The sequence below is a fragment of the Lewinella sp. genome, assembly GCF_050633125.1.
GTDB lineage: Bacteria > Bacteroidota > Bacteroidia > Chitinophagales > Saprospiraceae > Lewinella.
Genome location: NZ_JBOEFX010000071.1, coordinates 25,597 through 49,668 on the forward strand (window position 1 = coordinate 25,597; position 24,072 = coordinate 49,668).

At 45.1% G+C, this 24,072-nt stretch carries 11 protein-coding genes; 8 read left to right on the forward strand and 3 right to left on the reverse strand.

All coding sequences use genetic code 11. The features are described from left to right. Positions 1-212: 212 nt before the first annotated feature. The 7 genes from ACRBG0_RS15515 to ACRBG0_RS15545 all read left to right on the forward strand — a co-directional run bounded on the left by ACRBG0_RS15515 (position 213) and on the right by ACRBG0_RS15545 (position 19,813). Positions 213-1,274: a PorP/SprF family type IX secretion system membrane protein gene (locus tag ACRBG0_RS15515; protein ID WP_431487778.1), complete on the forward strand. Its 1,062-nt coding sequence runs from the start codon at positions 213-215 to the stop codon at positions 1,272-1,274. A gap of 9 nt (positions 1,275-1,283) precedes the next feature. Then, positions 1,284-4,316: a hypothetical protein gene (locus tag ACRBG0_RS15520; RefSeq protein ID WP_431487779.1), complete on the forward strand. Its 3,033-nt coding sequence runs from the start codon at positions 1,284-1,286 to the stop codon at positions 4,314-4,316. Positions 4,317-4,365: 49 nt separating this feature from the next. Beyond that, positions 4,366-11,058: a PKD domain-containing protein gene (locus ACRBG0_RS15525; RefSeq protein WP_431487780.1), complete on the forward strand. Its 6,693-nt coding sequence runs from the start codon at positions 4,366-4,368 to the stop codon at positions 11,056-11,058. A 152-nt stretch (positions 11,059-11,210) separates the two neighbouring features. After that, a complete protein-coding gene (locus ACRBG0_RS15530) occupies positions 11,211-11,636 on the forward strand; it encodes a hypothetical protein (protein ID WP_431487781.1) in 426 nt (141 codons plus the stop codon). Positions 11,637-11,785: 149 nt separating this feature from the next. After that, positions 11,786-13,039, forward strand: coding sequence for an NAD(P)/FAD-dependent oxidoreductase (locus ACRBG0_RS15535; RefSeq protein ID WP_431487782.1), 1,254 nt, complete (start codon positions 11,786-11,788; stop codon positions 13,037-13,039). 362 nt (positions 13,040-13,401) lie between these two features. Continuing rightward, positions 13,402-15,657: a T9SS type A sorting domain-containing protein gene (locus ACRBG0_RS15540; protein ID WP_431487783.1), complete on the forward strand. Its 2,256-nt coding sequence runs from the start codon at positions 13,402-13,404 to the stop codon at positions 15,655-15,657. Between the two features lie 406 nt (positions 15,658-16,063). Next, complete coding sequence (locus ACRBG0_RS15545) at positions 16,064-19,813, forward strand: metallophosphoesterase (protein ID WP_431487784.1); 3,750 nt, start codon at positions 16,064-16,066, stop codon at positions 19,811-19,813. A 63-nt stretch (positions 19,814-19,876) separates the two neighbouring features. Here ACRBG0_RS15545 and ACRBG0_RS15550 read toward each other — a convergent pair whose 3' ends face one another. Beyond that, positions 19,877-20,989: a mandelate racemase/muconate lactonizing enzyme family protein gene (locus ACRBG0_RS15550; RefSeq protein WP_431487785.1), complete on the reverse strand. Its 1,113-nt coding sequence runs from the start codon at positions 20,987-20,989 to the stop codon at positions 19,877-19,879. Between the two features lie 125 nt (positions 20,990-21,114). Continuing rightward, complete coding sequence (locus ACRBG0_RS15555; protein ID WP_431487786.1) at positions 21,115-22,419, reverse strand: aminopeptidase P N-terminal domain-containing protein; 1,305 nt, start codon at positions 22,417-22,419, stop codon at positions 21,115-21,117. A 90-nt stretch (positions 22,420-22,509) separates the two neighbouring features. On the opposite strand from ACRBG0_RS15555, the gene ACRBG0_RS15560 reads away from it, so the two are divergent. Next, entirely contained in the window at positions 22,510-22,998 is a 489-nt protein-coding gene (locus ACRBG0_RS15560; RefSeq protein ID WP_431487787.1) for a hypothetical protein, read from the forward strand. Positions 22,999-23,178: 180 nt separating this feature from the next. Here the strand turns inward: ACRBG0_RS15560 and ACRBG0_RS15565 are convergent, their stop codons facing one another. Continuing rightward, positions 23,179-23,988: a hypothetical protein gene (locus ACRBG0_RS15565; protein ID WP_431487788.1), complete on the reverse strand. Its 810-nt coding sequence runs from the start codon at positions 23,986-23,988 to the stop codon at positions 23,179-23,181. Positions 23,989-24,072 lie beyond the last annotated feature (84 nt).

Here is a 24,072-nt window from a genome sequence, read left to right on the forward strand (position 1 = left end):
TGTTAGCAAATTCTCTAGAAGCAGAACAAAATCCAAGTATTTGCGTAAACACGTAAATAGTGGAAGTAATATGTCCAATGTACGTGACTTAAAACTTTGTCTAAAGTCTTAAAAAACAACCATTGCAACGAACAGGACCAAGCATACTCGAACACTATACCTATAATAATCCCTCCAGTCTTGAGGCTGGAATGAACATGAAACAACTTTAAATGATGGTAAGAAGAATACTCCTATCACTCTGTATCGTATTACTTTATACAGTAATAGGCCATACACAGGACTTCCACTACTCCCAATTTTCCAATGCTCCTCTTCAGCTTAATCCGGCCTTAACGGGTGTTTTTGCAGGAGAAACCCGAATTTCGGCCAGTTATCGCAGCCAATGGAATCAGGTTCCTGTATCCTATAAAACATTTACCGCTACCGCTGACCACAAGTACACCTGCGGTCGTAGTGGTCCGGGCTTTTTTGCTTCAGGCATTGCTGTAAACTATGATCAGGCCGGGGCGTCAAGGCTCTCCATGGCACAAGTAGGTCTATATGGTTCTTATACTTACCCTCTAAATGACCAGGCTTTCTTTACAGGAGGGCTTACCTTCGGTTTAGGGCAACGTGCCTTCGACACCGACGACCTGCGCTTCGACCGCCAGTTCGACGTTCTCGTAGGGCAGTTTAATAGTAACCTTGGGAGCAATGAAACATTTGCTAACCAAAGTCATATTTTCATGGATGCTGGCATCGGCATCAACTTTCGCTGGCAGGAATTGCAAAGTGGTGCTTTGATTGATTTGCTTGACCAGCGTTCAAAACTCGACCTGGGCATCGGTGTTCATCACCTCAATCGCCCCGACATGAGTTTCATCGAAGATGAAAAAGTAAACCTCCCTGTCCGCTGGAGCCCTTATGCTAGCGGCACTATTCAGGTAGGCGACCCCGTCGATATACAGCTTGCCGCAATGGCCCAATTCCAAAACACCTATCGTCAGTACCTTGGCACAGCAGGCATAAAGCTTCACATTAATCGCGACCCTGGGCAACAATGGTCTGCTTTACTTGGCGTTGGTTACCGCTTCGACGAATTTGGCGACGCTTGGTATCCGGCACTCGAGATCCATTATCATGAGATGCTAAGAGCCAGCTTGAGCTACGATATTAACATTTCTGATTTTAACATTGCAACCAACCGCCGAGGAGGACTGGAACTAAACGTTCGTTACCTCATCAAGAAGGTATGCCCATTACCTAACTTCAAGTTCTGTCCACTTATCTAATCCCTCCACATGAGCAAGCGAATTATGAAACGATTACTTCCCCTCTTTACCTTACTTCTCTTCTTTGGTTCCAGTGTAATGGCTCAACAATTGAGCGAATGGATCAACGCAGCCGATGCAGCCTACGCAAAAGAAGATTACTACAGTGCCTATCGTTATTATGACGTAGCCCTGAAGTACGACACCTCCCGCATGGACCTCTGGTATCGCCTTGGCGAAAGTGCACAGGAGTTTACCGCATACACCACCGCTCAAAAGGCCTATTTAAGGGTTCATTCCAGCGAACAACGCGATTCTTTCCCGCTACTTACCTATCGAATAGCACAAGTTTTGCAAAAGAAAGGGCTCTATAGAGAAGCGTCTAATCTTTACGAACAGTTTGTAACCAGTGACCCTGATGGTGTAGACCCTGTATTTCTGGATGAAGCTGAAAAACAACGGATCAATGCAGAATGGGCTGCCGACGTAGCCACCAGGCCCGCAGAGACAACCGTCCGCCACCAAGGAGATGAAATTAATTCTCCGAACAATGACTTTGCTCCTTTTTATCACAACGACACGCTTTTCTTTTCTAGTTTGAGATACTTCATCAAGAAAGATTCTATCCTGCCACGGCGCAGTTTAGCTCGTATCTTTTACCAGAAACCTGGTGCCGAAAAAATTGACCAACTCCCTAAGTCAATCAATCAGCCTGGTCGTATGGCCGCACACAGCGCTTTCGACAAAACAGGTAATACTGTTTATTTCACACTTTGTGATTATAAAGGAGGAACACAGGATTTCCGGTGTGAAATCTATTCCGCTATGGTCGCCAATGATGGCGAGTGGGGAATTCCTAAGCGACTCCCCTTGAATGATGCGTTGGCCACCAATACTCAACCGAGTGTCGGCGTAGACCCCGCTACCAATAATCCTTTCTTATATTTCGCATCCGATCGCCAAGGAGGTAAAGGTGGGCTGGATATTTATCGGGCAGAAATCCTGCCCGGTGGTCTTTGCGGCCCAGTAGAAGCTGTTGATGTTGCCAATACAAATGGTAATGATGTCACTCCATTCTACTACGCACCTACCCAAAGCTTGTACTTCAGTACAGATGGACGGCTAACCATGGGAGGCTATGATGTATACCGCACTTCTTGGAATGGCCGAGGCTGGGATCGCCCTACTCACATGAGTATCCCCGTAAACAGCAGTTACAACGACTTGTATTACTCGCGTTTTCCTGGCCAAGAACAAGCTTATTTTGCCTCCAATCGGCCAGATTCACTGGCTATTTTTTGGGATGATGGCAATGACGCTTGTTGTAACGATATTTACAGCGTAGGAATCACGGATGAAATCAAGCTCCTTGCACTGACCTTCCATGCATTAGAGCTTACGGAACTCCCTGGTGCCAGCGTTGCCCTTTACGAACTGAATCCTGGTGGTCGTCGACTCGTCGATAGCATACAAAACCCTACAGCCAACGATTTCAACTTCCTTGTCATCCCCGGCAAGCAGTATGAACTGGTAGCTACCAAACCAGGATTTACGGTTGACCGTGATACGCTAGACCTCACAGATCCTGAGTTGGCTAGCAAGAAAGAAATAGAACGACGCTTGTATCTATCACCAGATTTAAAGCTGGATGTCTTTACGTTTAACAAACTGGACTCAACCGCCTTGATCGGCACCACCGTCTATCTTTACGAATATCTTCCTGACGGAGAATTAGTTTTGGTAGACAGCATTGTGAACCCCAGCGGAAATGATCATCATTTCAATCTAAAGCGCGGCAATAAATACGAAGTTTTTGCGCGAAAAGACGGATATCTTCCCGCAACGAAGGTCTCTATTGACACCAATGATCCAAAACTGGCAGAGGTGTCCACAATACGCCGTGATTTGTACCTCGAACCTGGTTTAGTCTTGGAAGTATACACTTATCGTTTACTCGACAAGCTACCGCTCACAGGCAGCACGGTCTATCTTTATGAATACACCGATGAAGAAGGGGAAGTACTGGTGGACAGCACCACTAACTTTCAGGCACACCAATTTGGCTTCATTGTCAAAAAAGGCAAACGCTATGTCATTCGTGGCGAACGCGAAGGTTACGGCCCTGCACTTACTTCACTTGATTTGTCTGGCCCCGAAGTACCAGAAACAGGCACCTACCGCAAGGATCTTTACCTTGGGCAGCTGCTCGAAATCTTTACTTTCGATGCGAATACCGAACTCCCATTGCCTGGCGCTGAGGTTCGCTTAATCGACCCCAAAACAGGCGAAGTGATTGCCGAAAAGATCAACCCTGAAGGCAACGACTTCCGCTTTTCCATCAACCTGGATCACCCTTATCAGCTCGAAGTTTCCCGCAAGGGCTACAAGCCCGTTATGGATATCATTTCCTTCTCACCTGCCGATTTAGATGCCGGAGGAGGAAAGATCAGCTTCGATGTTTACCTCGAACCTTACGACGATCCTAATTCTATGTTGCCACTGTACTTGTACTATGACAATGACTACCCTAACCCAGGATCAAGAAGTCCAACAACCAATGTAGAATATGTAAGTACCAACGTGGAGTATTACAAAAAGAAGCAAGACTTCATTCAAAACTTCACCGCAGAGATGGAATTGGAAGAAGCCTTCCGTACCCGCCGCCGCTTCAACGACTTCTTTAACCTGGAGGTACGTGGTGGTCGCTATGATCTGGAAGAATTCTCTAAGCGCTTGCTCGCTTGGTTGGAAGGAGGAAACACCTTCAGCCTTGACCTCAAAGGCTTCGCAAGTCCACGAGCTGGATCTGTGTACAATGAAATTCTGAGCTCACGTAGAATTGTAGCGGTAAAGAACTTTTTTGCCCAGTACAAAGATGGTGCACTTGAAGAATACAGAAAAATTGGAGCGCTACGATTTAATGAACAACCACTGGGTGAAACCCAGGCTGATCCACGGGTTACGGATAAACTGGACGATCCCAAGAATTCCATTTTCAACCTATTTGCTTCACTGGAACGCCGCGTAGAAGTACGCTCAGCCGAATCCAACAAAGAAAACTAGGATGAAAAACAGGAATAATCAACGACTAAAACTGAAAAACGCAAACCCCATGAAGTTTGTCACAAACATATCACTTGGTCTTCAAAGCCGCCATTGGCTAGTACTCAGCATAATTTCCCTGCTCTCCTTTTCCAATCTTTTTGCGGAAGGGGTACAAAAAGTAGCTCCTACCGAAGATGACTCTCCGGTAATGCTGGAAACAGGAAACCCTGATTTCGGAAATTTCGCCACCTTCGACGGTCCTGAAAGCAGTCGCCTATACGTGACCATTGGCGATTTAAATGAAAAAGTCTTCCTGGCACTGTCTCCCGAGTACAACGCCGATGGTGTTATCTTTGCGGGTACATTTGCTCCTCAATACCGATTCCGAATTCGACGGGCCATCGACGGTGTAGTTGTCCACGGTCCTTTCACTGTTACACCAAGTAATGCCAACGCCAACAACTGGGGCCAAACGGCTTTTGGCAACTACAGTGTTACCACGCTACAAAGTGGGCAGCTGATGTATGAATTTCAGCCTACCCAACTAGGTAATTACATTGTAGAATTCGCTGATGGTTCTTTTCCTGATTCTAACCCAGGACAAGTAAACATTCCTTTTTGGGACATCACGGTAGCCAACAACGGCACCCCAATTGACGGCCGTGTATGGTCGCGCAACTGGGCGTTTCGTACTCCCCAACGCGACATCACCAGCCTCCCTGATTGTGACTGGAACCGGGAATTTAACGGAACGCTGTACTCCTATACAACGGATGGCTTCGTTTCCCGTATCGACTTTGCCGATGCCGGTTTACAAGGACTATCCTTTAATATTACCTTTAACAGTACCGGACCGGGAATGTCTGGCGACCTGACGGAAGATCGGAAATCAATTCCTGGCATAAATGCGACACTTAACTCTGCTGAACACCAGATTTTCCTTTCAGAACCAGATATAACCCTTTTCCCTAGTGGTGTCTGTGGCCAGTTGACAACCCCCAACTCTTTTAACTGTATCAACCAGGATAGCTTCTGCCTTGAGGTTGCCGTTACTAAACCAGGGCAAGTAGAAGTGGTTCTGGATTTTAATCAAAACGGTATTCTCGACCCCGACTCTGAGGATGTTACCTTAGTATACGAATTCACGCAAGGAAACCTCAGTGATTGTATTCCATGGGATGGCTTGCGTGGCGATGGTACTCCTATTTCAGTTGGTGACACCATCGACCTCATATTTTTCTACTCGCAAGGTATCCAGCACTGGTCAGCCTACGACGTGGAGTTCATGAAAAATGGCTATTGTATTGAAACCATTCGGCCTACTTGTGAACCTAATATCTCCTCCAATTTCCTCTATTGGGATGACCGCAATATCGTCGATGATCCCGGTACCGGAGCCGTAAAAGATGGCCGCAATGGCTGTGCGTGTGAAACCAACTGCCGAAATTGGGACAACTTCAACATCAACTCCTCTGATTGTGATAGTTTCAATGATGACGCTACGACTGGCTATGGAGACAAAAACACGATCAATACTTGGTGGTTTGCTAATACGACTACTGCTAGAAAAATCAACGTTCCTATCGTCCAAGGAACAGTAGAAGGCATCGACACAATCTGTCAAGGTGATTTGACGACCTGGGTTGCTAGTGACCTTGGTGCAACCGGCAATGTCACCTTCAGTTGGACTGGGCCAGATGGCTTCACCGCCAATACTGCTGAAATATCAATAGGTGTTGCTGGTGAATACTGTGTAGCTATCATGGACGACCTGGGTTGTTCTACTAATATTTGTAAAGAACTCATCGTACTTGACCCCAATGATGGAAGCCTGGTCTACCCTACTACCCTTAGTGGTTGTTTAGGGTCAACCATCGAAATTATTGCAACAGGAAATCTAAGTGGCTATTCCTTCGCATGGAGTCCAATCACCGATTTGGATGATCCGAACAGCCCTTCTCCAACATTTACCTTTGCCGGAGACATCACTTATACAGTGACGATTACCGACCTGGATACCGATTGTTCTTATACCCAAACGGTGGACATTACTGGCTTAATGGAGCCGGCCCCTAGCTTCACGACCATGACGGGTTGTGAACAAGGACTAACGATGAACTTTATCAACACCAGCACCAATGGGGACACTTACGTGTGGGACTTTGGCGACCTTACCACAGTAACAGATATAAGCACCCTTGAAAACCCCAGCTATACTTATCCAGTTGCGGGGACTTATACTGTAAGCCTTACCGTTACCAGTCTTGACGGATGTGTCGCAATGATTACGCAGGACGTTGTTGTCGTTGATGTGCCTTTAAGCGCAGATTTTACGGTTAGCTACAACAGCTGTACCCCTGACCTTGTAGAGGTTCAATTTACAAATACGTCTATCAACGGTGCAAACAATACCGATACCTACGCCTGGGTTTTCAGTAATGGCAACGGTACCAGTGACCAGGAAAACCCGACACTCACAATTACAGGCAACCAAACATTTACAGCCGTACTAACGATTACTACAGTAGATGGCTGTACCTCAGCAAGTGCTACCCAAGATATTACCATCAATCTGGGGCCACCTACTGATCAGTTCCCTGATTTACACTTGGTATGCCCTGGCGACTCTATTTTGATTATGCCAGGCGGTGATCCTGCCTTTACTTATAGCTGGAGCCCAGCTACAGGTATTAGTGACACCAGTTCCCCGCAGCCATTTTTCAATCCGGCAGTAAGTACAACCTACACCGTTACCATTACCGCTTCTGGTACGGATGATTGTATTGTTATCGAAACAGTAGAGGTGTTTGTACCACCAGTGATCGATTTAGAAGTAAGTGGAGGAGGAAATTTCTGTACAGCAACGGCTACCTTGACTGCTACAGCAGCAGTACCTGCAACTTTCAATTGGTTTGATGGCAATACCTTGGTATTTACCGGCGAAACCTTTACACCCGTATTATCAGGCACGACGACCTATACCGTTACTGCCACTGATGCCAACGAATGTAGTGAAACAACAGAAGTAACCGTCAGCGGAGGCCTGGTCGACATTGAAGTCCCTGATACCCTGGCTATTTGTCTGGGAGAAGAGATACTCTTGAGTGTTACCAACCTTGACCCTAATGACACCCTAACTTACCTGTGGTCGCCGGCAGAAGTATTTGTGCCTGGTACTGAGACCTCTGCAACGCCCGATTATATTGAAGCCAGTGGAGAAGTAACAGTGAGCGTACTAGTCACTAACCAGTTTGGATGTAGTACGACCGAAAACGTACTGGTTATTGTCCCCCCTGCAATAGGTTTGGAAGTAGCAGGCGAAGGTACCTTCTGTACTCCTACAGCTACGTTAACAGCTAGCGCTGCTATTCCTGCTACCTTTGAATGGTACGATGGAAGCAACACATTGGTCAACAACGGAACAACCTACGTAGTAGAACTTTCAGGTTGCCATACTTTCACAGTTATAGCAGATGATGGCACAGGTTGTCCTACCGAGAGTCAAGAGGTCACCGTTTGTGGCGGGCCTGTAGATATTAGTGTAGCAGATACTGTAGCTGTTTGTTTAGGTGAAGAGCTACTATTAAGTGTCACCAATCTCGACCCTAATGATAACCTGACCTACCTATGGTCTCCTGCAGAAGTATTTGTGCCTGGTACTGAGACCTCTGCAACACCTGATTACATAGAAACTATCGGACAGCAAGATGTAACCGTTGTCGTGACCAATCAATTTGGTTGTACCACAGAAGAGACCGTTCATTTGGCCGTGGTTGATCCTGCTATTGACCTGAGCTTTACGAGTATGATCGATTGTAATGGCGGAACTGTCTATTTCACAAACACCAGTACTTCCGCTTTCGGCTACGTCTGGGACTTTGGAGATGGAACGGGGCCTAATTATGAAGAGAACCCGGTACATACTTATGCAGCTTCCGGTACTTATACCGTCACTTTAGACATCGTTTATGATGTTAGTTGTGCACAAGCATTTACGATGGAGGTAGAAGTGGAAGAACCACAGATTTTTGCTGGCTTCACTTATGAAATCACGGAATGTTCCGCTAACTCTGCGGTGATTCAGTTCTACGACACGTCCACTAATACACTTAATAATACGACTAGCTGGAGCTGGACTTTCGACAACGGACTTCCTCCGACGAGTGTTTTGCAGAACCCACAAACAACTGTTCTTACGGAAGGGCCTCTAACGGTAACGCTAACCATTGGCACCGCCAACGATTGTAGCAATACCATTACAGAAGTATTGGAGATAGACTTCGTTGATTTGGATATTTCGCTTTCGGATACCCTTGTGGTATGTCTTGGTGATGATATTCAACTCAACCCAGACGGTGATCCTGATCTGACCTACAATTGGACGCCCACTACCGGCCTTGATGACCCTACGGCTACCAGCCCTGTCGCAACGCCGCTGGAAACGACGACTTACTTTGCAACAGCTTACTCAACCGTTGGAGCAGACACTTGCTTCGTGACCGACTCCGTAGTGGTATTTGTTCCAGAAGACATCATGTTGGAGCTCGACCAAGAACCCGTTGTTATTACCTGTGGCGAAACGGTCAATATCAACGCAACAGTCAATCCTAATGCTGATGTCGATATCCAATGGTGTAGTACCATTGATGGCGTGATTGGCACAGGTAGCAGTATTAATATCAACCCTTTCCGTACAGATACTATTATTGCAAAAGCAACAGATGAATTTGGCTGTATGGCCATGGACACAATTATTGTTGTAGACAATGGTGTAGACATAGAACTGGGCGATGGTGGCGAAATAACCGCTTGCCAGGGTGTTGATACTACGCTTACGATTATCAACCTTGATGAAGATGATATCCTCACCTACAGCTGGAGCCCCGAAGAAAACATTATCGGACCAACTGATGGCAGTAGTGTCAATATCATTGTCAATGAAACTGGAACTGTTATTTTCACTGCGATTGTAGCCAATCAATTTGATTGTCAGGATACGGTGATGTTTACGGTTAACGTACAGGAATTTGAAGGAGAGATTGCTGATACTTTATTCATTTGTTACAATGAATCTACACCGCTAAACCCTGGAGGTAATCCTGATTACCAATACAACTGGTCTCCGACGACAGGCCTTGATTTAAGCAACCCCGCTAATCCAATAGCGACCCTTACGGAAAATCAGACCTATTATGTTACGATTACTGATCCGACAACATCATGTACAGATAGCGACTCAATCACTGTCATCGTGCAGCCAGATATCGACTTACAAACGGAAGGCGGCACACAACTTTGCGAAACGGCACCGGTAGTTTTAACCGCTACTACCGCCGTAGCAGCAGATATTGTCTGGTACCTTGATGGTGATTCCATTGGCATGGGCAGTACGGTTACTGTTACTCCACCCAATCTGGATGGCTGCTTCACCTATACCGCTATTGCTACCGATCCACTTACGGGTTGTGCGCAAAGCAGTAGCCAGGAAATTTGCCTACAAATCTTCACAGATGAACTTCCACTAGAGGATGTCATTGTTTGTGCAAATGAATCTACGGCTATCAATCCCGGAGGTGACCCTACCCTCATTTATACCTGGACGCCAGACGATGAGTTTATTGATTTGACAAATCCTTGGAATCCTGTTGTGACGACAGGAATGCCGCTTACCTACTTTGTAACCGTAGTGGACACCAGCTTTGGTTGTTCCGTTATTGATACGATCAACATTGATATTTCTCCAGAGCTGAACCTTTCGATTAGCCCTGAGAGCATCGTACTGTGTGACCCTAGCGACGTAACCTTGACGGCCAACACCGACTTCCCCGCAGAGAGTATCAACTGGTTCTTATTACCAGGCGACATGCCTTTGGGCAGTGGGACCGAGATCACCTTTACCCCACCCGCAGGTGCCAGTCAAGCATACGCTGTTGCTACCAGTGATGCTGGTTGTACAGAACGTGACACCATCAATATCAATAACTTCCCGATCGATGCAACCATCACTGACACGCTGATTATCTGTGAGCCAACAGCAACAGTAGACTTATCTGTGTTAAATGGCGACCCCGATCAAATATTGACTGTAGCATGGAATCCAGAAGGCGTACTGACAGCATTGGATCAATTCACTGTAACGGTTGACCCCAATATCACCAATAACTTTAGTGCCACGGTAACCAATCAATTCGGTTGTTCTACGGTATTAAATACCACGGTAACCGTTATTGATCTCCTCGGAGACCTGAGCATTACAGCTGACCCTGACACTATATTACTGGGTGAGTCTTCGACCATTACGGTAGAAGGTTGTATTGGTTGTACTTATGATTGGGATCCACCCGCTGAGGACAACCCTATCATTGTTGTTACGCCAGACATGACAGGAGATAACTATTACTCTGTACTGGTGAATTTGCTAGGATGTGAAGAAATACTGGAAACCAGTGTATTCGCCATTGACGGCACCTGTGATGTTGATCATGTATACCTGCCCAATGCATTTACGCCTAATAATGATGGTGACAATGATGTCTTGCACTTACGCAGCAGTTTCCTTCATCAACTTACGGAGGTAGAGTTTCTGATTTACAATCGCTGGGGCGAGGAGATGTTCCGCACCCAAGACCCTTACCAGGGGTGGGATGGTACTTACCGTGGTGAGCCGTTAGCTCCCGATGTATACGGCTTCTACCTACGTGTATTGTGCCCGAATGGAGACGAACTCGTACAGAAAGGAAATATCACTATCCTAAGATAGAATTACGCAAAAGCCTAATTTAGAATAAATTAAGGATTGCGTTAAAAATCCATTAAACGGTCGGCTGCCTATTGTAGTCGACCGTTTTTTTTAGCAGCTTTGGTTCGGCAATTAGCTTAACCCTAATTGCTCAAACTAAAAACCTACTACTCATGAAGAAACTCATTCTGCTTTCCCTATTATTCGTTTGTGTTACTTTTAGCCTCCGTGCACAAACCGAAATCAAAGTAAATCCTATAGCACTCCTTTTCGTCGGCATCGGTGTCGGTGTGGAATATGGTGTTAGTGATGAATTCGGAATCGACTTGAATGCCCTAATCGTTGAAGGCGGCGGTGGTGTATGGGTGGCTGGTAAATATTACCTTAACCCTCGTCAGGGACTTGACCGTTTCCACATTGGTATTTTTGCAGGTGCTGTTACAGATCTTGATCCGGGGTTAGGCTTTATGATTGGTCAAAAAATTGTCTCTAATTCCAACAGAGTTCTTTTTGACATTGGCTTAGGTATCGGCCGAAGTTTTGATGGAGGCGTTTTGCCTTATGGCCGATTATCTATTGGCTATCGGATTGGCGGCTGATAGAAAAGTCAGAAGTCAGAAATGGGAAGTCGGAATGCATTATTCCGGCTTCCCATTTTCAATTTAACCGGACTTCTGGCAAAAGTCCAGCTTAGTTTCCTATATCACCCTTAAAGCTTTAACTTGAGCGAAAATAGTTTGCGCTAGAGATGATAACAACGGATGTATGTATTGTAGGGGCGGGTCCGGGAGGAGCAGGAGCAGCATTGAAATTAAGTTATTTAGGTATCCCCTCTCTGGTAGTAGACAAGGCCTCCTTTCCTCGTGATAAAATATGCGGAGACGCCATCAGTGGTAAAGTAACCACGCTTTTACAGCGGCTCGACCCTAATATACTGGAACGATTTCGCTCCCTAGCCTCCAACATTGATGTTTGGGGTATTCGATTTATACCTTCCAGTGGACGTGCTTTAGAACTTCCTTTTAAACTCAACTACGACAAAGCGCAAGAAGATTCACCAGGCTACGTGATGAAACGTAACGATTTTGACAACTTCCTAGTGGAAGAAGTACGTCGTCGACCAAATATCGACCTACGGGAAAATACTGAAATCAGCAGCTACTCCCGTACAGCAGATGGTTGGTTATTGAAAGACAAAAGCGGCGATTTAGAAATACGCTGCAAAGTCCTCTTAGTGGCCGACGGGGCCTACTCTTATTTCAGCCGACACATTGCGGGGCATACCAAAGACAACGCCCACTACGCAGCAGCACTACGGGCTTACTACAAGGGTGTTACGGGATTTCACGACGACAATTTTATTGAACTTCACTTTCTCCCCGAGCTTAACCCAGGATACTTCTGGATTTTCCCCTTACCAGATGGTGGCGCGAATATAGGCCTAGGAATGCGTAGTGATTTCATCCAAAAACGTCGCTTAAACCTTAATGAATTATTGGAGCAAGCTATTCAAGGCCACCCCGAAATAGCTGCTCGTTTTAAGAATGCTAAATTAGAAGGGAAAGTGATGGGTTATGGCTTACCGCTGGGCTCAAAAAGGCGTTCTTTATCTGGCGACAATTATATGTTGCTCGGTGATGCTGGCCATCTCATTGACCCGCTTACCGGTGAGGGGATTGGTAATGCTTTCTACAGTGGGTTCATTGCCGCCGAGCAAGTACAGCAATGCCTGGTGGAACAACGCTTTGATGCGGAATACCTAAAGGCTTACGATGTCCGAGTCGACCGAGTGCTTCGTGCTGAAATGCGACTAAGCTACCAGCTACAACGAATCATGCGTATAGATTGGCTAACCAACCTAATTACAGGCTTCATTTCCAACAACCCAAAAATCATCGACCTTCTCTGCCGGATGTATACAGACTTTGATCTTCGAAAGCAGCTTGTTCGCCCATTCTTCTGGCTTAAAATTTGGTGGAAAAAAGGGAAGGTGACTAGCTAAAACAGAAACTATTGTCACTATTAAAGGTCAGTATTATTTTGCAACTCATTTTGGCCTCAAAAAAAGACAAATGTTAAATTCATTGAAATGACTATTTCTACTAATTAAAAAGCGATAACAAACAGAGAGAACAAGAGTGCATTACTTGTTTCCCTAAAATAAAATTCACTCTTCCTGTAGTAAAAAAATCACACACAAACCACTAAAAAACAAAAGATTACAACACAAACAGAATAAAAAACAAGCCTAAAACCTAGTATTTTCCTCCAGAAAACGTCCTTTATATAAGCTTTCAACGAATTGTAGTAAGACTGATATTCGCAAGTGACAATTCACTTTTATTCAGAATAAAATCTACAAAAATGAAATGCTTTTTTTATCCCCTCCTAATTGCTTTGAGCACGTTTGCTCTGCCCACAACTTCCATCAACGCTCAAATAAATTGTGACAATGACGGTTGCTTCATCGTTGATGGAATGATCGATTTAAGTACTGGAGTCACCAACCTGAACCCTGGTAGTACTCCTATCGCACCAGGTGCGCTTGACCCTTCTTGGTCCATCACCTTTAGCCCATTAGGGGCAACTGATGCTTTTCGGTTAGGGAATGCTCCTGGAGGATGGTTTCAAGGAGGTCAATGGATTTCTTTTGACCCTACCGGTGTATTCAATCATCAGAATACCGACGAATGGTTTACCTTTCAGCGTTGCTTTTGCAACTGCACCCAAGATGTCCTGATCGAAGACTTAAATGTTTATGCATCAGGAACCATTCGAGAAATCAGAATTGATGGTGTACCTATACCAGGGTCTCAGACGCTGAACAACCCATCTTTACCTGGTGCTCAAGATGCATTTACACCATTCGTTGTCCCCGCATGGCAAGATATCGGCACTCGTCAGTTCTGTATTGAAGTAGATGTTTGGATTCCCCAAGAAATGAATCCAGTTACCCCAGTAGCTTGCTTGGTTACCGGTAATGTTCAAGGAATAGGCCTACAATCTGACCAGCCAGGATGTTGTGAATCAAATGTAGAACCAGAACCGGGCAATATCATCGTCAATAAATTCCACGACATCAACTGTGATGGAGAACGTCAAAGCAATGAGCCTCCATTAGCTGGATGGGATTTTCAGCTCATTGACCCTAATACGCAAACCATCATCACTACTGCTACAAGTGATGCCAATGGGCAGGCGTTTTTCAATAACTTTCCTCCTGGAGTTCATATCATTAAAGAGGTTATTCAAGCCCCTTGGACACCTACTACGCCAATAGGTGGTCAGCTACAAACCACTATTGTATCAGGCGTAACGACCTCCGTAACTTTTGGAAACTGTCTTGAAGAAGTGCCACCGCCATCTGAAGATTGTTGTGATCAGGATATAGAAGAAGCCTGGAACGAAGACTTTGAAGGGTTATCTTTTTTCTCCAGTAATTATTCCACCGGTCAATTAGCAATGCCTGGCAGCTATGAAGTCATTAATGGTACGCAAGCAGGTGCTCTGAGTAACAATGGCTGGGTTGTACAAGGGTTTGATGCTAGTGGAAACTGTAGTCCAACGGCTAACTTCCTAGCCATTAATGGTCGTACAGGGCAAGCAGGAGACAACATGGTTTACCGTTCCAGTAACTTGAATGGCTCCCTGATACCAGGCCGCGAATATCAGATTTGTGTGCGAGTGAAGCAACTCGATCAATGTGTCTTTAATGTTACGCCAGTTGTTAGAGTAAATATATTCAAACCATTGGGTAGTAATACCGTATTCCAAACACCTGCAACGACCATTGCTGCTGGTGGAGGCAACTGTGTTTACCAGACAATCACAGGTACTTTTATCCACCCTGGTGGAGGTGCTTGGAGCCCAACTAATTTAACCATTACTTTAGATGAAACAGGAATAGGCGACGGTAATGACTTTGTAGTCGATGATATTTCGATTCGTGAAGTAGCACCCACCCCTAATAGTTTAGCAAGCTTTGGAGGAGGATTTTCAATACTTAACAATGGATTGATATCTGTATTTGCAGCCACCCAAACCTTACCTGCAGATTGCGAGGGCCGGTGGGAAATTTGCGAAGTTGATAATAATGGAAACTACATCAACTGTCTAAGTGATCCCAATTGGGGAACATTTACAACTTTCCCAGGCTACAATGGAGGTTCTCCTAATGGAACGTTTTTCGGTGGTATTCTCTACCGAATATTCCGTTATGTAAAATGTGATTGTGAGTCAGAGACCGTTCAAAGTGGCAGCGTAGGAGACACTGAATCAGAAAGTGGCACCATAGAAAGCACCCCCTATGAAGAAGGGCAGGGAGAAGATACTCCATTAATCGACCTCACCTCAGGCGGTACACCGTTGTCCGAACAATCATTAAACTTGAAAATATCTCCTAATCCGTTCTCTGGTTTTTTCCTAATCGATCTACCTACTGGCCATAAAGCTGGTAATTTCGAAATCTTTGATCTTAATGGAAAAATGATCAAACAGGTAACCTATACACGAGACGATCACCAATTGAGTATTGACCTAAGTGGCGTTCCTAGCGGAACTTATCTATTGAAGACCATTATTCAAGATGAGCTTAAAGTTCTTAAATTGATTAAACAATAATCCCGTATGGTGAACATCTTTGATAAAAAAAGGTGTTCACCATCATCTCATACAACCATTAGTTTCTTATCTGACTCTTTACAGCAATCCACAGGATTAATAACCCCAAAAAACGTCTGCCAGACAACCTTGGCAAGAAAAAAACTTTTAAAAAAATAATTCCGTGTAACATTTTGCGGAAATAAGAGTTAGAATTAATGTTGGCTTAAGTTTCATAACTAGTGAGTGTAAAGTCGAAGTCCTGTGGTAGTATCCGCAGGGCTTCTTTTTTGTTTCCCCTCTCCCCAATTCAACCCTCTCTGCATTTACCACGTTAAATAAGGCGTTATTTCTTACTATTGGCTATATTCTCCAGCTTTTAGTATTTTTAGAAAAGGAACAATCCTTTATTGAAGCCTTACCTACTATGTGGAAACCTACCCTCCTTCTCCCTATTTTAGTCTTACTATTAGTAAACAGTTGTGCCAATTACAAGCTCAACTACGCGCTAGAAGCTCAAGATTGGGAGCAAAACCTCCCTCCTGACACTTTACCCAGTTATTCCGTTTATCTTATTGGTGACGCAGGTTCAGGAACTACCAACTGGACGCCCCCCACCTTAAGCGCATTAAAAGGCACCCTTGATAGTGCAACAAAAAATAGTGCGCTGGTCTTCCTGGGAAACAATACCTACCCCGATGGAATGGCTCCCAAATCATCTCCCCTTCAAAGAGAACAAGCCGAAGTTGCCCTCAATCATCAGGTAGATATTTTTGCTAACTATCCAGGGAAGGTCTTCTTTGTTGCGGGCAATCATGATTGGGATCAATTTGGTGTAAAAGGAGTAAGAAGACAGGCTAATTATCTAGACAAAGTTTCTAATGGGCAAGCCGAAATGTTACCTCGCCCTGGTTGCGGCGACCCTATAGAGGTTGAGCTTACAGACGACATCACCCTGCTCTTAATTGATAGCGAGTGGTGGCTGGCCAATTGGAATGGGGAAAAAGAGATCAACGAAGACTGTGAAGCAAAAAGCAGGGCTGATTTTGCATTCCTCTTACAAGAAGCGATGAAAAGTAATCGCCGAAAAGAATTGATAGTGGCTATGCACCACCCTATTTACAGTAATGGCCCGCATGGCGGAAAATTCACTTTCAGTGAGCATATCTTTCCGCTCCGGGGAATCAATGATAACCTTTATGTTCCCTTACCTGTAATAGGAAGCTTTGTTCGTTTTTTACAAAGTTCAATCGGGACGCGGCAGGATTTAGCCAACTCTACTTACAAAGACCTCCGGAACCTAATGCTCAATCAGGCCAATACCATTGGCGATGTTATTTTTGCAGCTGGTCATGATCACTCTTTACAGTACTGGGACCTAGATCAACAACATTTTATCGTTAGCGGTGCCGGATCAAAAACAAGTGCTGCAAAAACCGGCAATGGTGCGCTTTTCACCTATGGTGGCTATGGATATGCTCAATTGAATTATTACCCTGACGGCCAGTTATGGGTGCAGTACTTTGCAGTCAATACCCTCGGCGAACAACACCTTGCCTATCAACAAAAAGTAAAACCCAGTTACGCTGAGCGAGGAGATACAGAAGAAGAGATTATTAAAGATGAGTTCAGTGAGAATCAGCAGCAAACACTCCCCCTCAGTACCGTAGATTTTACCCGAACAAATGCCGGAGAGGCTATATGGGGTAAGCACTACCGTCAGGCCTACGCCACAGAGATGAATATCAGGGAGCTGGATTTAGCCGCACATGGCTTAATTCCGGTAAAGCGAGGTGGTGGTTTTCAAACCAATTCGCTTCGCTTGGAGGATACAGCGACTAAACGCCAGTACACCCTTCGGTCTATCGACAAAGACCCTAGCCGGACAGTTCCTTACCCCCTGAATACGGATTTGATACTTGATGTAGTACGGGACAATTTCTCTGCCTCCCACCCTATTGCAGCAGTAGCTGTTGCCCCATTAGCAGAAGCGGCAGGCGTGTATCACGCCAACCCTGAAGTGGTCTATTTACCTTCTCAAAAAGCACTGGGAGATTATAATAAAGATTATGCAGGAGCGATCTACCTTTTCGAGGAAAGACCTGATGACGAAGTATGGGAAGATGCTGCTGCCTTCGGCAATCCTGAAGATATCGTCAGCACTTTCAACATGATCGAAGAGGTACGTGAGAGCCATGATGAACGCATCGATCAACGTTGGACCATTAGGTCCCGTTTATTCGACCTCGTAATCGGAGATTGGGACCGCCATGATGATCAGTGGCGCTGGGCCAAGATAGACAAAGGCGAAAACGAATACTATCGCCCTATTCCCCGGGACCGGGATCAGGCTTTTGCCAATTATGATGGCTTTATCTTTAATATTGCTCGCATTGTATCTCCAAAGAGTAAACAATGGAGGCCATTTACAGATAACCTTGGGCGAACCCATTGGGCCACCTATAATGCTTTCCTTTTTGACCAGAGTTTCCTGACCGATCTAGGTTGGGAAGACTGGGAAGAAGCTATCCGTCATTTACAGACGACCATGACGGACTCCATTATTGAAGCCTCTTTTGTTCAAGCTTGGCCCGAACCCTTCCTTAGCAGAGATGCACCTGCGATCATCAAAACTATCAAAGGACGGCGAGACAAACTAGTAGATATCGCCAGAGATTACTATACCTTCCTGGCCAAGCAGGTCGATGTTCTCGGTACCGATAAAAAGGACTTATTTTTGATTGAACGCATTGATAATGCACATACTCGCATCAGGGTATTCGACACAAATAAAAAGGGAAAAAGAGAAGGCGTATTCTACGACCGGATTTTCCTGAGCAATGAAACTAAAAATATTTATTGCTACGGTTTAGGCGATGATGATATTTTTGAAATCCGAGGAGAAGTAAACTTTGGCGTTAATGTTCACTTAATCGGAGGAGAAGGCGAAGATGAATTTGATGACCAATCTGTTACTAATAAGTCAGGTAGATTAATCACCATTTACGATTTCCTCAGCGAAAAAAACGAGTTGAGTAATACCAGAGATAGTAAGGACAGACGGAGTAAGCGCCCGCAGGAGAATTTATACAATCGTCGAAGTAAAGCCTATTTGCACAATTTTAACCAAGCACTTCCTTTCATTGGCTTCAATCCAGATGATCGCATTTTTATTGGTATCAAAGGAGTATATACACGCTATGCCTTTCGAAAAGAGCCTTATGCTAGTCAGCATTATTATGGTCTGATTGGCTCCATTAGCTCTGGTGGAATACGGGTTAATTATACCGGTAATTTTTCAAACATCATTGGCCGTTGGGGCTTACAGTTCGCCGGAGAGTTACAAACACCACTTTATGCCAGCAACTATTATGGCTTAGGCAACGAAACTATCAACCCCGAAGAAATTCTAGGCCGTGAATACAATCGCCTGAGAGAAAGACGAGTCAGCGCAGGCTTAAAACTAGCTTGGCGCCCCAATGATCAATTCGAACTACTCCTGGGCCCACGCTTAACTTCTACCCGCATTGAGCGTACCCAAGGACGATATATCGACGCTATAGGCGACCAGTTCCACCCGGAAATTTTTGACGGCATCGAAATGATGAACCTCGAAGCCAGCCTGCGTTTCAACAATGTTGACCAGCCAAATTTCCCCACACGTGGCCTACGTTTTGAATTGAACACCGGCTGGGCCGATCAATTAGATGAAGAGGAATACAACTTCCCATTTCTGGAAAGTGAGCTGGCCATGTATCAGCAACTTGACAGCCGTGGAAAACTGGTTTTGGCTACCCAGTTAGGTGTTTCTCATCGATTTACCGAGAACTATCCTTTTTTCCTGGGTGCCCAGCTCGGTGGTTTAGGCCCGGAAGGTAACCTTCGTGGTTTTCGGAGGGATCGCTTTACCGGACGAACCGCCTTCTACCACAATACCGACCTTCGCTGGAAAGCATTGCACTGGAACAATAATGCCATACCAATGTCTATAGGCTTTTCTGCTTCCTTTGATTATGGGAAAGTAAGCCTGGAAGATATTGAAAGCGAAAAAATACATTACAGCTATGGTGGCGGCGCATTCTTCACCCCGTTTGATTTAATGACCATCCATATTGGATGCTATGCCGGGAATGGAGAAGAATTGCGCTGGCTCATTGGAGGAGGCTTTTTCTTTTAATGCCAGGGGGCTCCCATATGGCAAATTCATGAATTTGCCATGTATAAAGCTACAATGACAAATTCATGAATTTGCCATGTTACAACCGAGCCCTAGACCCGGGCCTGCTTGTAAATACCCATCCTTTAAAATGAACCCACCTGTAACAAGGTCACGCGCCAAGTCGAGGCTCCCGTCTAAATCCAGGTAACGGGTAGCATTACTCGCTAGTGCTGCGTGGAGTGCTGCCGTAATGGAAACGATAGATTCGTCGTTACACCCCCACATCAACTCAATGCCAGAGCGTTCCGCAACGAAGGCAATACGACGGGCTTCCGTAACGCCACCGCATTTCATCAGTTTAATATTAAAAATACCGTAAGGCTGAGCTTCCGTCGCGAGAAGTAAAGCATCAGAAGCATTATGTAAATCCTCATCTGCGGCGCAAAGCTTTCGTAAATCAGCAGGCAACTTGAGTTGGGCGGCCGGACCACTTAGGGCATCACCAGCCTGCACCTTACCACGGTCATGGCCCGCAGGGAAAGGCTGTTCGTAAAATTCCACATCCAAATGTGCTGTTGCTTTCGAAAAATCAATCAAATCCTGGGGGTTATACCCTTGGTTAGCATCAATACGGATAGGAATATGAGGACCAACCGTTTCTCTGAGTTTTGCAAACACTTCCACATCTTCCGCTACGCTTCTTCCTGTTTTTAGCTTAATGACCCGAAAGCCCTCGGCCATGTGTTCTCTTGCCTGCTCCAGCGTTTCTTCTACCGATAAGATGCCAATAGTAATAGAAGTGGGCAGCTTTTTATACCGAAGGCCCCACCAATCAACCAAACGGACCCCCAGGTGTCGAGTAAATGCATCGTGTAATGCTACATCTACCGCCGCCAGGGCCGCAGGTTGCTTTAGCATCAATGGACGCAAGCCCGCTAAAATTGCAGAAAAGGTTTCGATTGTGGCCCCGTGTAAGGCCGGTTCTGCTATTTCCTTAAGTGCCCGATAACTTTCGTCTACACTTTCTCCCGTCACCCCTGGCGAAGGAGCAGAACAACCGATACCGCGGGTACCATCAGCAAGCTCCAGTACTAGAAAGACATTCTCTACGTCAGAGATAGTTTTAAAAGCAATAGTATATGGACGAGTAAGTTCCAGGTTTTCCCGGATGATCTCTACTTTAGTGATTTTCATAAAAATGGTTGGATGGTTAGTTGGTTGGATGGTTGGATGGTTGGATGGTTAGATGGTCGATTCTTGAACCGGAGGCACACTAAACACTTCCGAATTCCCACTTCTGAACTCCGACTTTAAGATGGTTAGTTGGTAACGAGCTTACTATTCATCCATTCTTCGATGGCTTCTGCTTCGATGGGAATGCGTTGGGTTAAATCTTTAGGGCCGTGATCGGTGACCAAAATATTGTTTTCCAAACGGATACCGATCTTTTCTTCAGGGATATAAATACCAGGTTCACAGGTAAACACCATACCTGCTTGTACCGGTAAATAGCGCTCACTGAGATCGTGAACATCTAAACCTAAATGGTGACTGGTACCATGCATAAAATAGCGCTTGTAAGCAGGTCGGGCCGGGTTTTGATTTTTCACTTCTGTTTTATCCAGCAAACCCAGTTGAAGTAATTCGCCTTCCATCAGCTTTCCTACTTCCTTATGATAATCTTCCAAACTAACCCCTGGTAGCAACATCCTTATAGCCGCCTGCTGCACCCTCAACACTGCATTATAAACATTGCGCTGGCGGTCACTGAAGCGACCATTGACCGGGATGGTTCGGGTAAGGTCAGCGGCATAATTACCGTATTCAGCCCCAAAATCAAGGAGCAGTAAATCTCCATCACGGCAAGGGCGATTATTTTGAATATAATGCAACACGCAGGTATTAGCTCCGCTGGCTATAATAGGCTCGTAGGCATGGCCAGAAGCTCGCTGCCGGAGAAAAGTGGCTATAATCTCGGCTTCTACTTCATATTCATGTACCCCTGGCTCTAGCATTTTAAGCACTTCTTCGAAAGCTGTGCCTGTAATATTAACAGCTTGCTGAATAAGTTCTACCTCTAATGGAGACTTGATCATTCGCAATCGCTTGAGCAACGGGCCGGAACGGTGGTACTTATGCGCCGGATAGTGTAGCTGTAATTCCTGTACTAGTCTTTGATTTCTCGTAAGAACGGGGCTTTGGAACCGATCGTGTTCATCAAGGTTTACATACACCCTTTTTGCCAATAGCATTAATTCATGTAAGATAGCATCCATTTCATCTAGCCAGTGAACCCGAGCGACCCCCGATATTCGCCGAACATCCGCTTTGCTCAATTGATCTCCTTCGTAACGGGACAGTCGTTCCTCATTGCGGCGAACAAAGACCACTTCCTCAAAATCATCCTTAATGCAAGAGGGAAAAAGAACGAGTACCGTCTCCGGTTGCTCAATTCCTGTGAGGTAAAACAGCTCGCTATTTTGTCGAAAAGGAAAGAAAGTATCCCCCGAACGAGGTAATAAATCATTGGCATAAAAGATCGCCAAACTATCCGCTTTTAGCAATTGGGCATAACGGCGACGATTGAATGCGAATAGTTCCGCAGATATAGGATGGTACTTCATCCCACAAAGTTAAAGAACAATTAATTCGTTTCTAATGTTATTATCAATGTAAATTTAATGTTAACTTTGTATTAATTAAAGATTAACACCATGAAGAAGAAGCTTTTCAAAGAGAAACAACAATATCAGGGCAAGGACCTTATAGCAGCAATCATCCTCATCATGCTAATCCTTGCTTATCAGTTAATTAACAATGTATTTATCACTCCTCAGCAAGGCTGGTTAAATAGTGCCTTATGCCTAGGAGTGATCATTGGCTTGGGCTGGTGGATCAACGCTTTGTTCCAACGCGAACAAAAAAATGTCGTTACTGACAAAAAAATCATTTGCAAGATAGACTCTTGGTACCAAGATAAAAAGAAGATCGCGCTGGAAGACATTAAAAGCTGCGCAGTTGTACAAACCCCTGTTATAGCACAGTGGCACGGTATGAATATAGAATTACCAAGCGAAGAAATGTGGTCGATCAACGGCCGTAATGGATTGGCCATTGAAACCAAAGATGGTGAGCAAATTTTCATTGGATCTTCCCGAGCCAAGGAAATGGCACAGGCGATTAAGCAGGCTTTGCAGGTGTAAAAGTTAGGTAGGTGTAAAAGTGTAAAAGTAGGGCGATTCCACATTGAGCCTATCAAGACATCGTCGTGGCGAATCGGAGCATTAGACAAGCTTTCCAAAATAAAATGATCAACCCTTTATAACCGGATAAAGTATAAGCAACTTTTACACCTACCCAACGCTTACACCTTTACACTTGAACTACCTCTTCCAACGAATCCTCTTTGCCTTGGGCTTGATAAACACTGTCTGTTCTGAAGCGACCAACAATCTTTCAGCGCTGAGAAAATCGAGCGATTCGTACTGAGTCGCCAGAAAGAGAGAAATACGACGCGAGTGCATCTTCCCTTTTAGAAAATGTCCCTCAGGATAGTCCGTAAAATAATAAACATTGGCCGCAGAGTAAGGGATAAAGCCCAAACGGAACTTGAAATAATAAGCCAATAAAGCCACCTGCCCCGTCTCAGGATGAATTGCAGCAGCAGTAACAGCCCTTTTCCTCAATTGCAAGCTATCTCGCAACTCCGCCGTATGCTGCCCAGGCGTAGCCGGAACTACAAAATGATATGTCGTTAGATCGGCACGTTGAATTTGGCTTTTCGTAAAAAGATGCAAAGAATCCCGGTGCCAAAAAAAAGCCTCTACATCGTAAAAAAGGTTATCGGGATATGAAAACTGCAAACTGTCTAATTTTTCCTCTTCAGGATCATAACAGTATACTTGCAACTGGGCACGCGCACGACGGTTGTCACCAAAATCACCGATAAACAAGCGGCCTTGATCATCCTGCGTCAGGTCTTCCCAATCCTGATTGGTGATCGAGGAAAGGTTAATGGTCGACTGAATTTCGCCTTTCCCATTAGTCAGAAACAACTCGGCAGCATTACCACTGTCATTGTGCCACCAAAGACTATCGATACTCCCTATCACCAAGCCGGAAACTTCCCGCAACTCATTGGGTAAACGGAATTTCCTTGGGCTTTGGGATTGCCCTATTAACTGAACCGACAAAAAGCAAAATAGCCCCAAAACAGCCCATTTCACGCAGGTCTTTGAAAAAAAAATAATCTTTTTTGTCATTTTTTCTTGATCATT

Bases quoted from the DNA above. Each gene is read 5' to 3' on its own strand.
- ACRBG0_RS15515 (WP_431487778.1), top strand. From the start codon at position 213: ATGATGGTAAGAAGAATACTCCTATCACTCTGTATCGTATTACTTTAT.
- ACRBG0_RS15545 (WP_431487784.1), top strand. From the start codon at position 16,064: ATGTGGAAACCTACCCTCCTTCTCCCTATTTTAGTCTTACTATTAGTA.
- ACRBG0_RS15535 (WP_431487782.1), top strand. From the start codon at position 11,786: ATGATAACAACGGATGTATGTATTGTAGGGGCGGGTCCGGGAGGAGCA.
- ACRBG0_RS15560 (WP_431487787.1), top strand. From the start codon at position 22,510: ATGAAGAAGAAGCTTTTCAAAGAGAAACAACAATATCAGGGCAAGGAC.
- ACRBG0_RS15520 (WP_431487779.1), top strand. From the start codon at position 1,284: ATGAGCAAGCGAATTATGAAACGATTACTTCCCCTCTTTACCTTACTT.
- ACRBG0_RS15525 (WP_431487780.1), top strand. From the start codon at position 4,366: ATGAAGTTTGTCACAAACATATCACTTGGTCTTCAAAGCCGCCATTGG.
- ACRBG0_RS15555 (WP_431487786.1), bottom strand. From the start codon at position 22,419: ATGAAGTACCATCCTATATCTGCGGAACTATTCGCATTCAATCGTCGC.
- ACRBG0_RS15530 (WP_431487781.1), top strand. From the start codon at position 11,211: ATGAAGAAACTCATTCTGCTTTCCCTATTATTCGTTTGTGTTACTTTT.
- ACRBG0_RS15540 (WP_431487783.1), top strand. From the start codon at position 13,402: ATGAAATGCTTTTTTTATCCCCTCCTAATTGCTTTGAGCACGTTTGCT.
- ACRBG0_RS15550 (WP_431487785.1), bottom strand. From the start codon at position 20,989: ATGAAAATCACTAAAGTAGAGATCATCCGGGAAAACCTGGAACTTACT.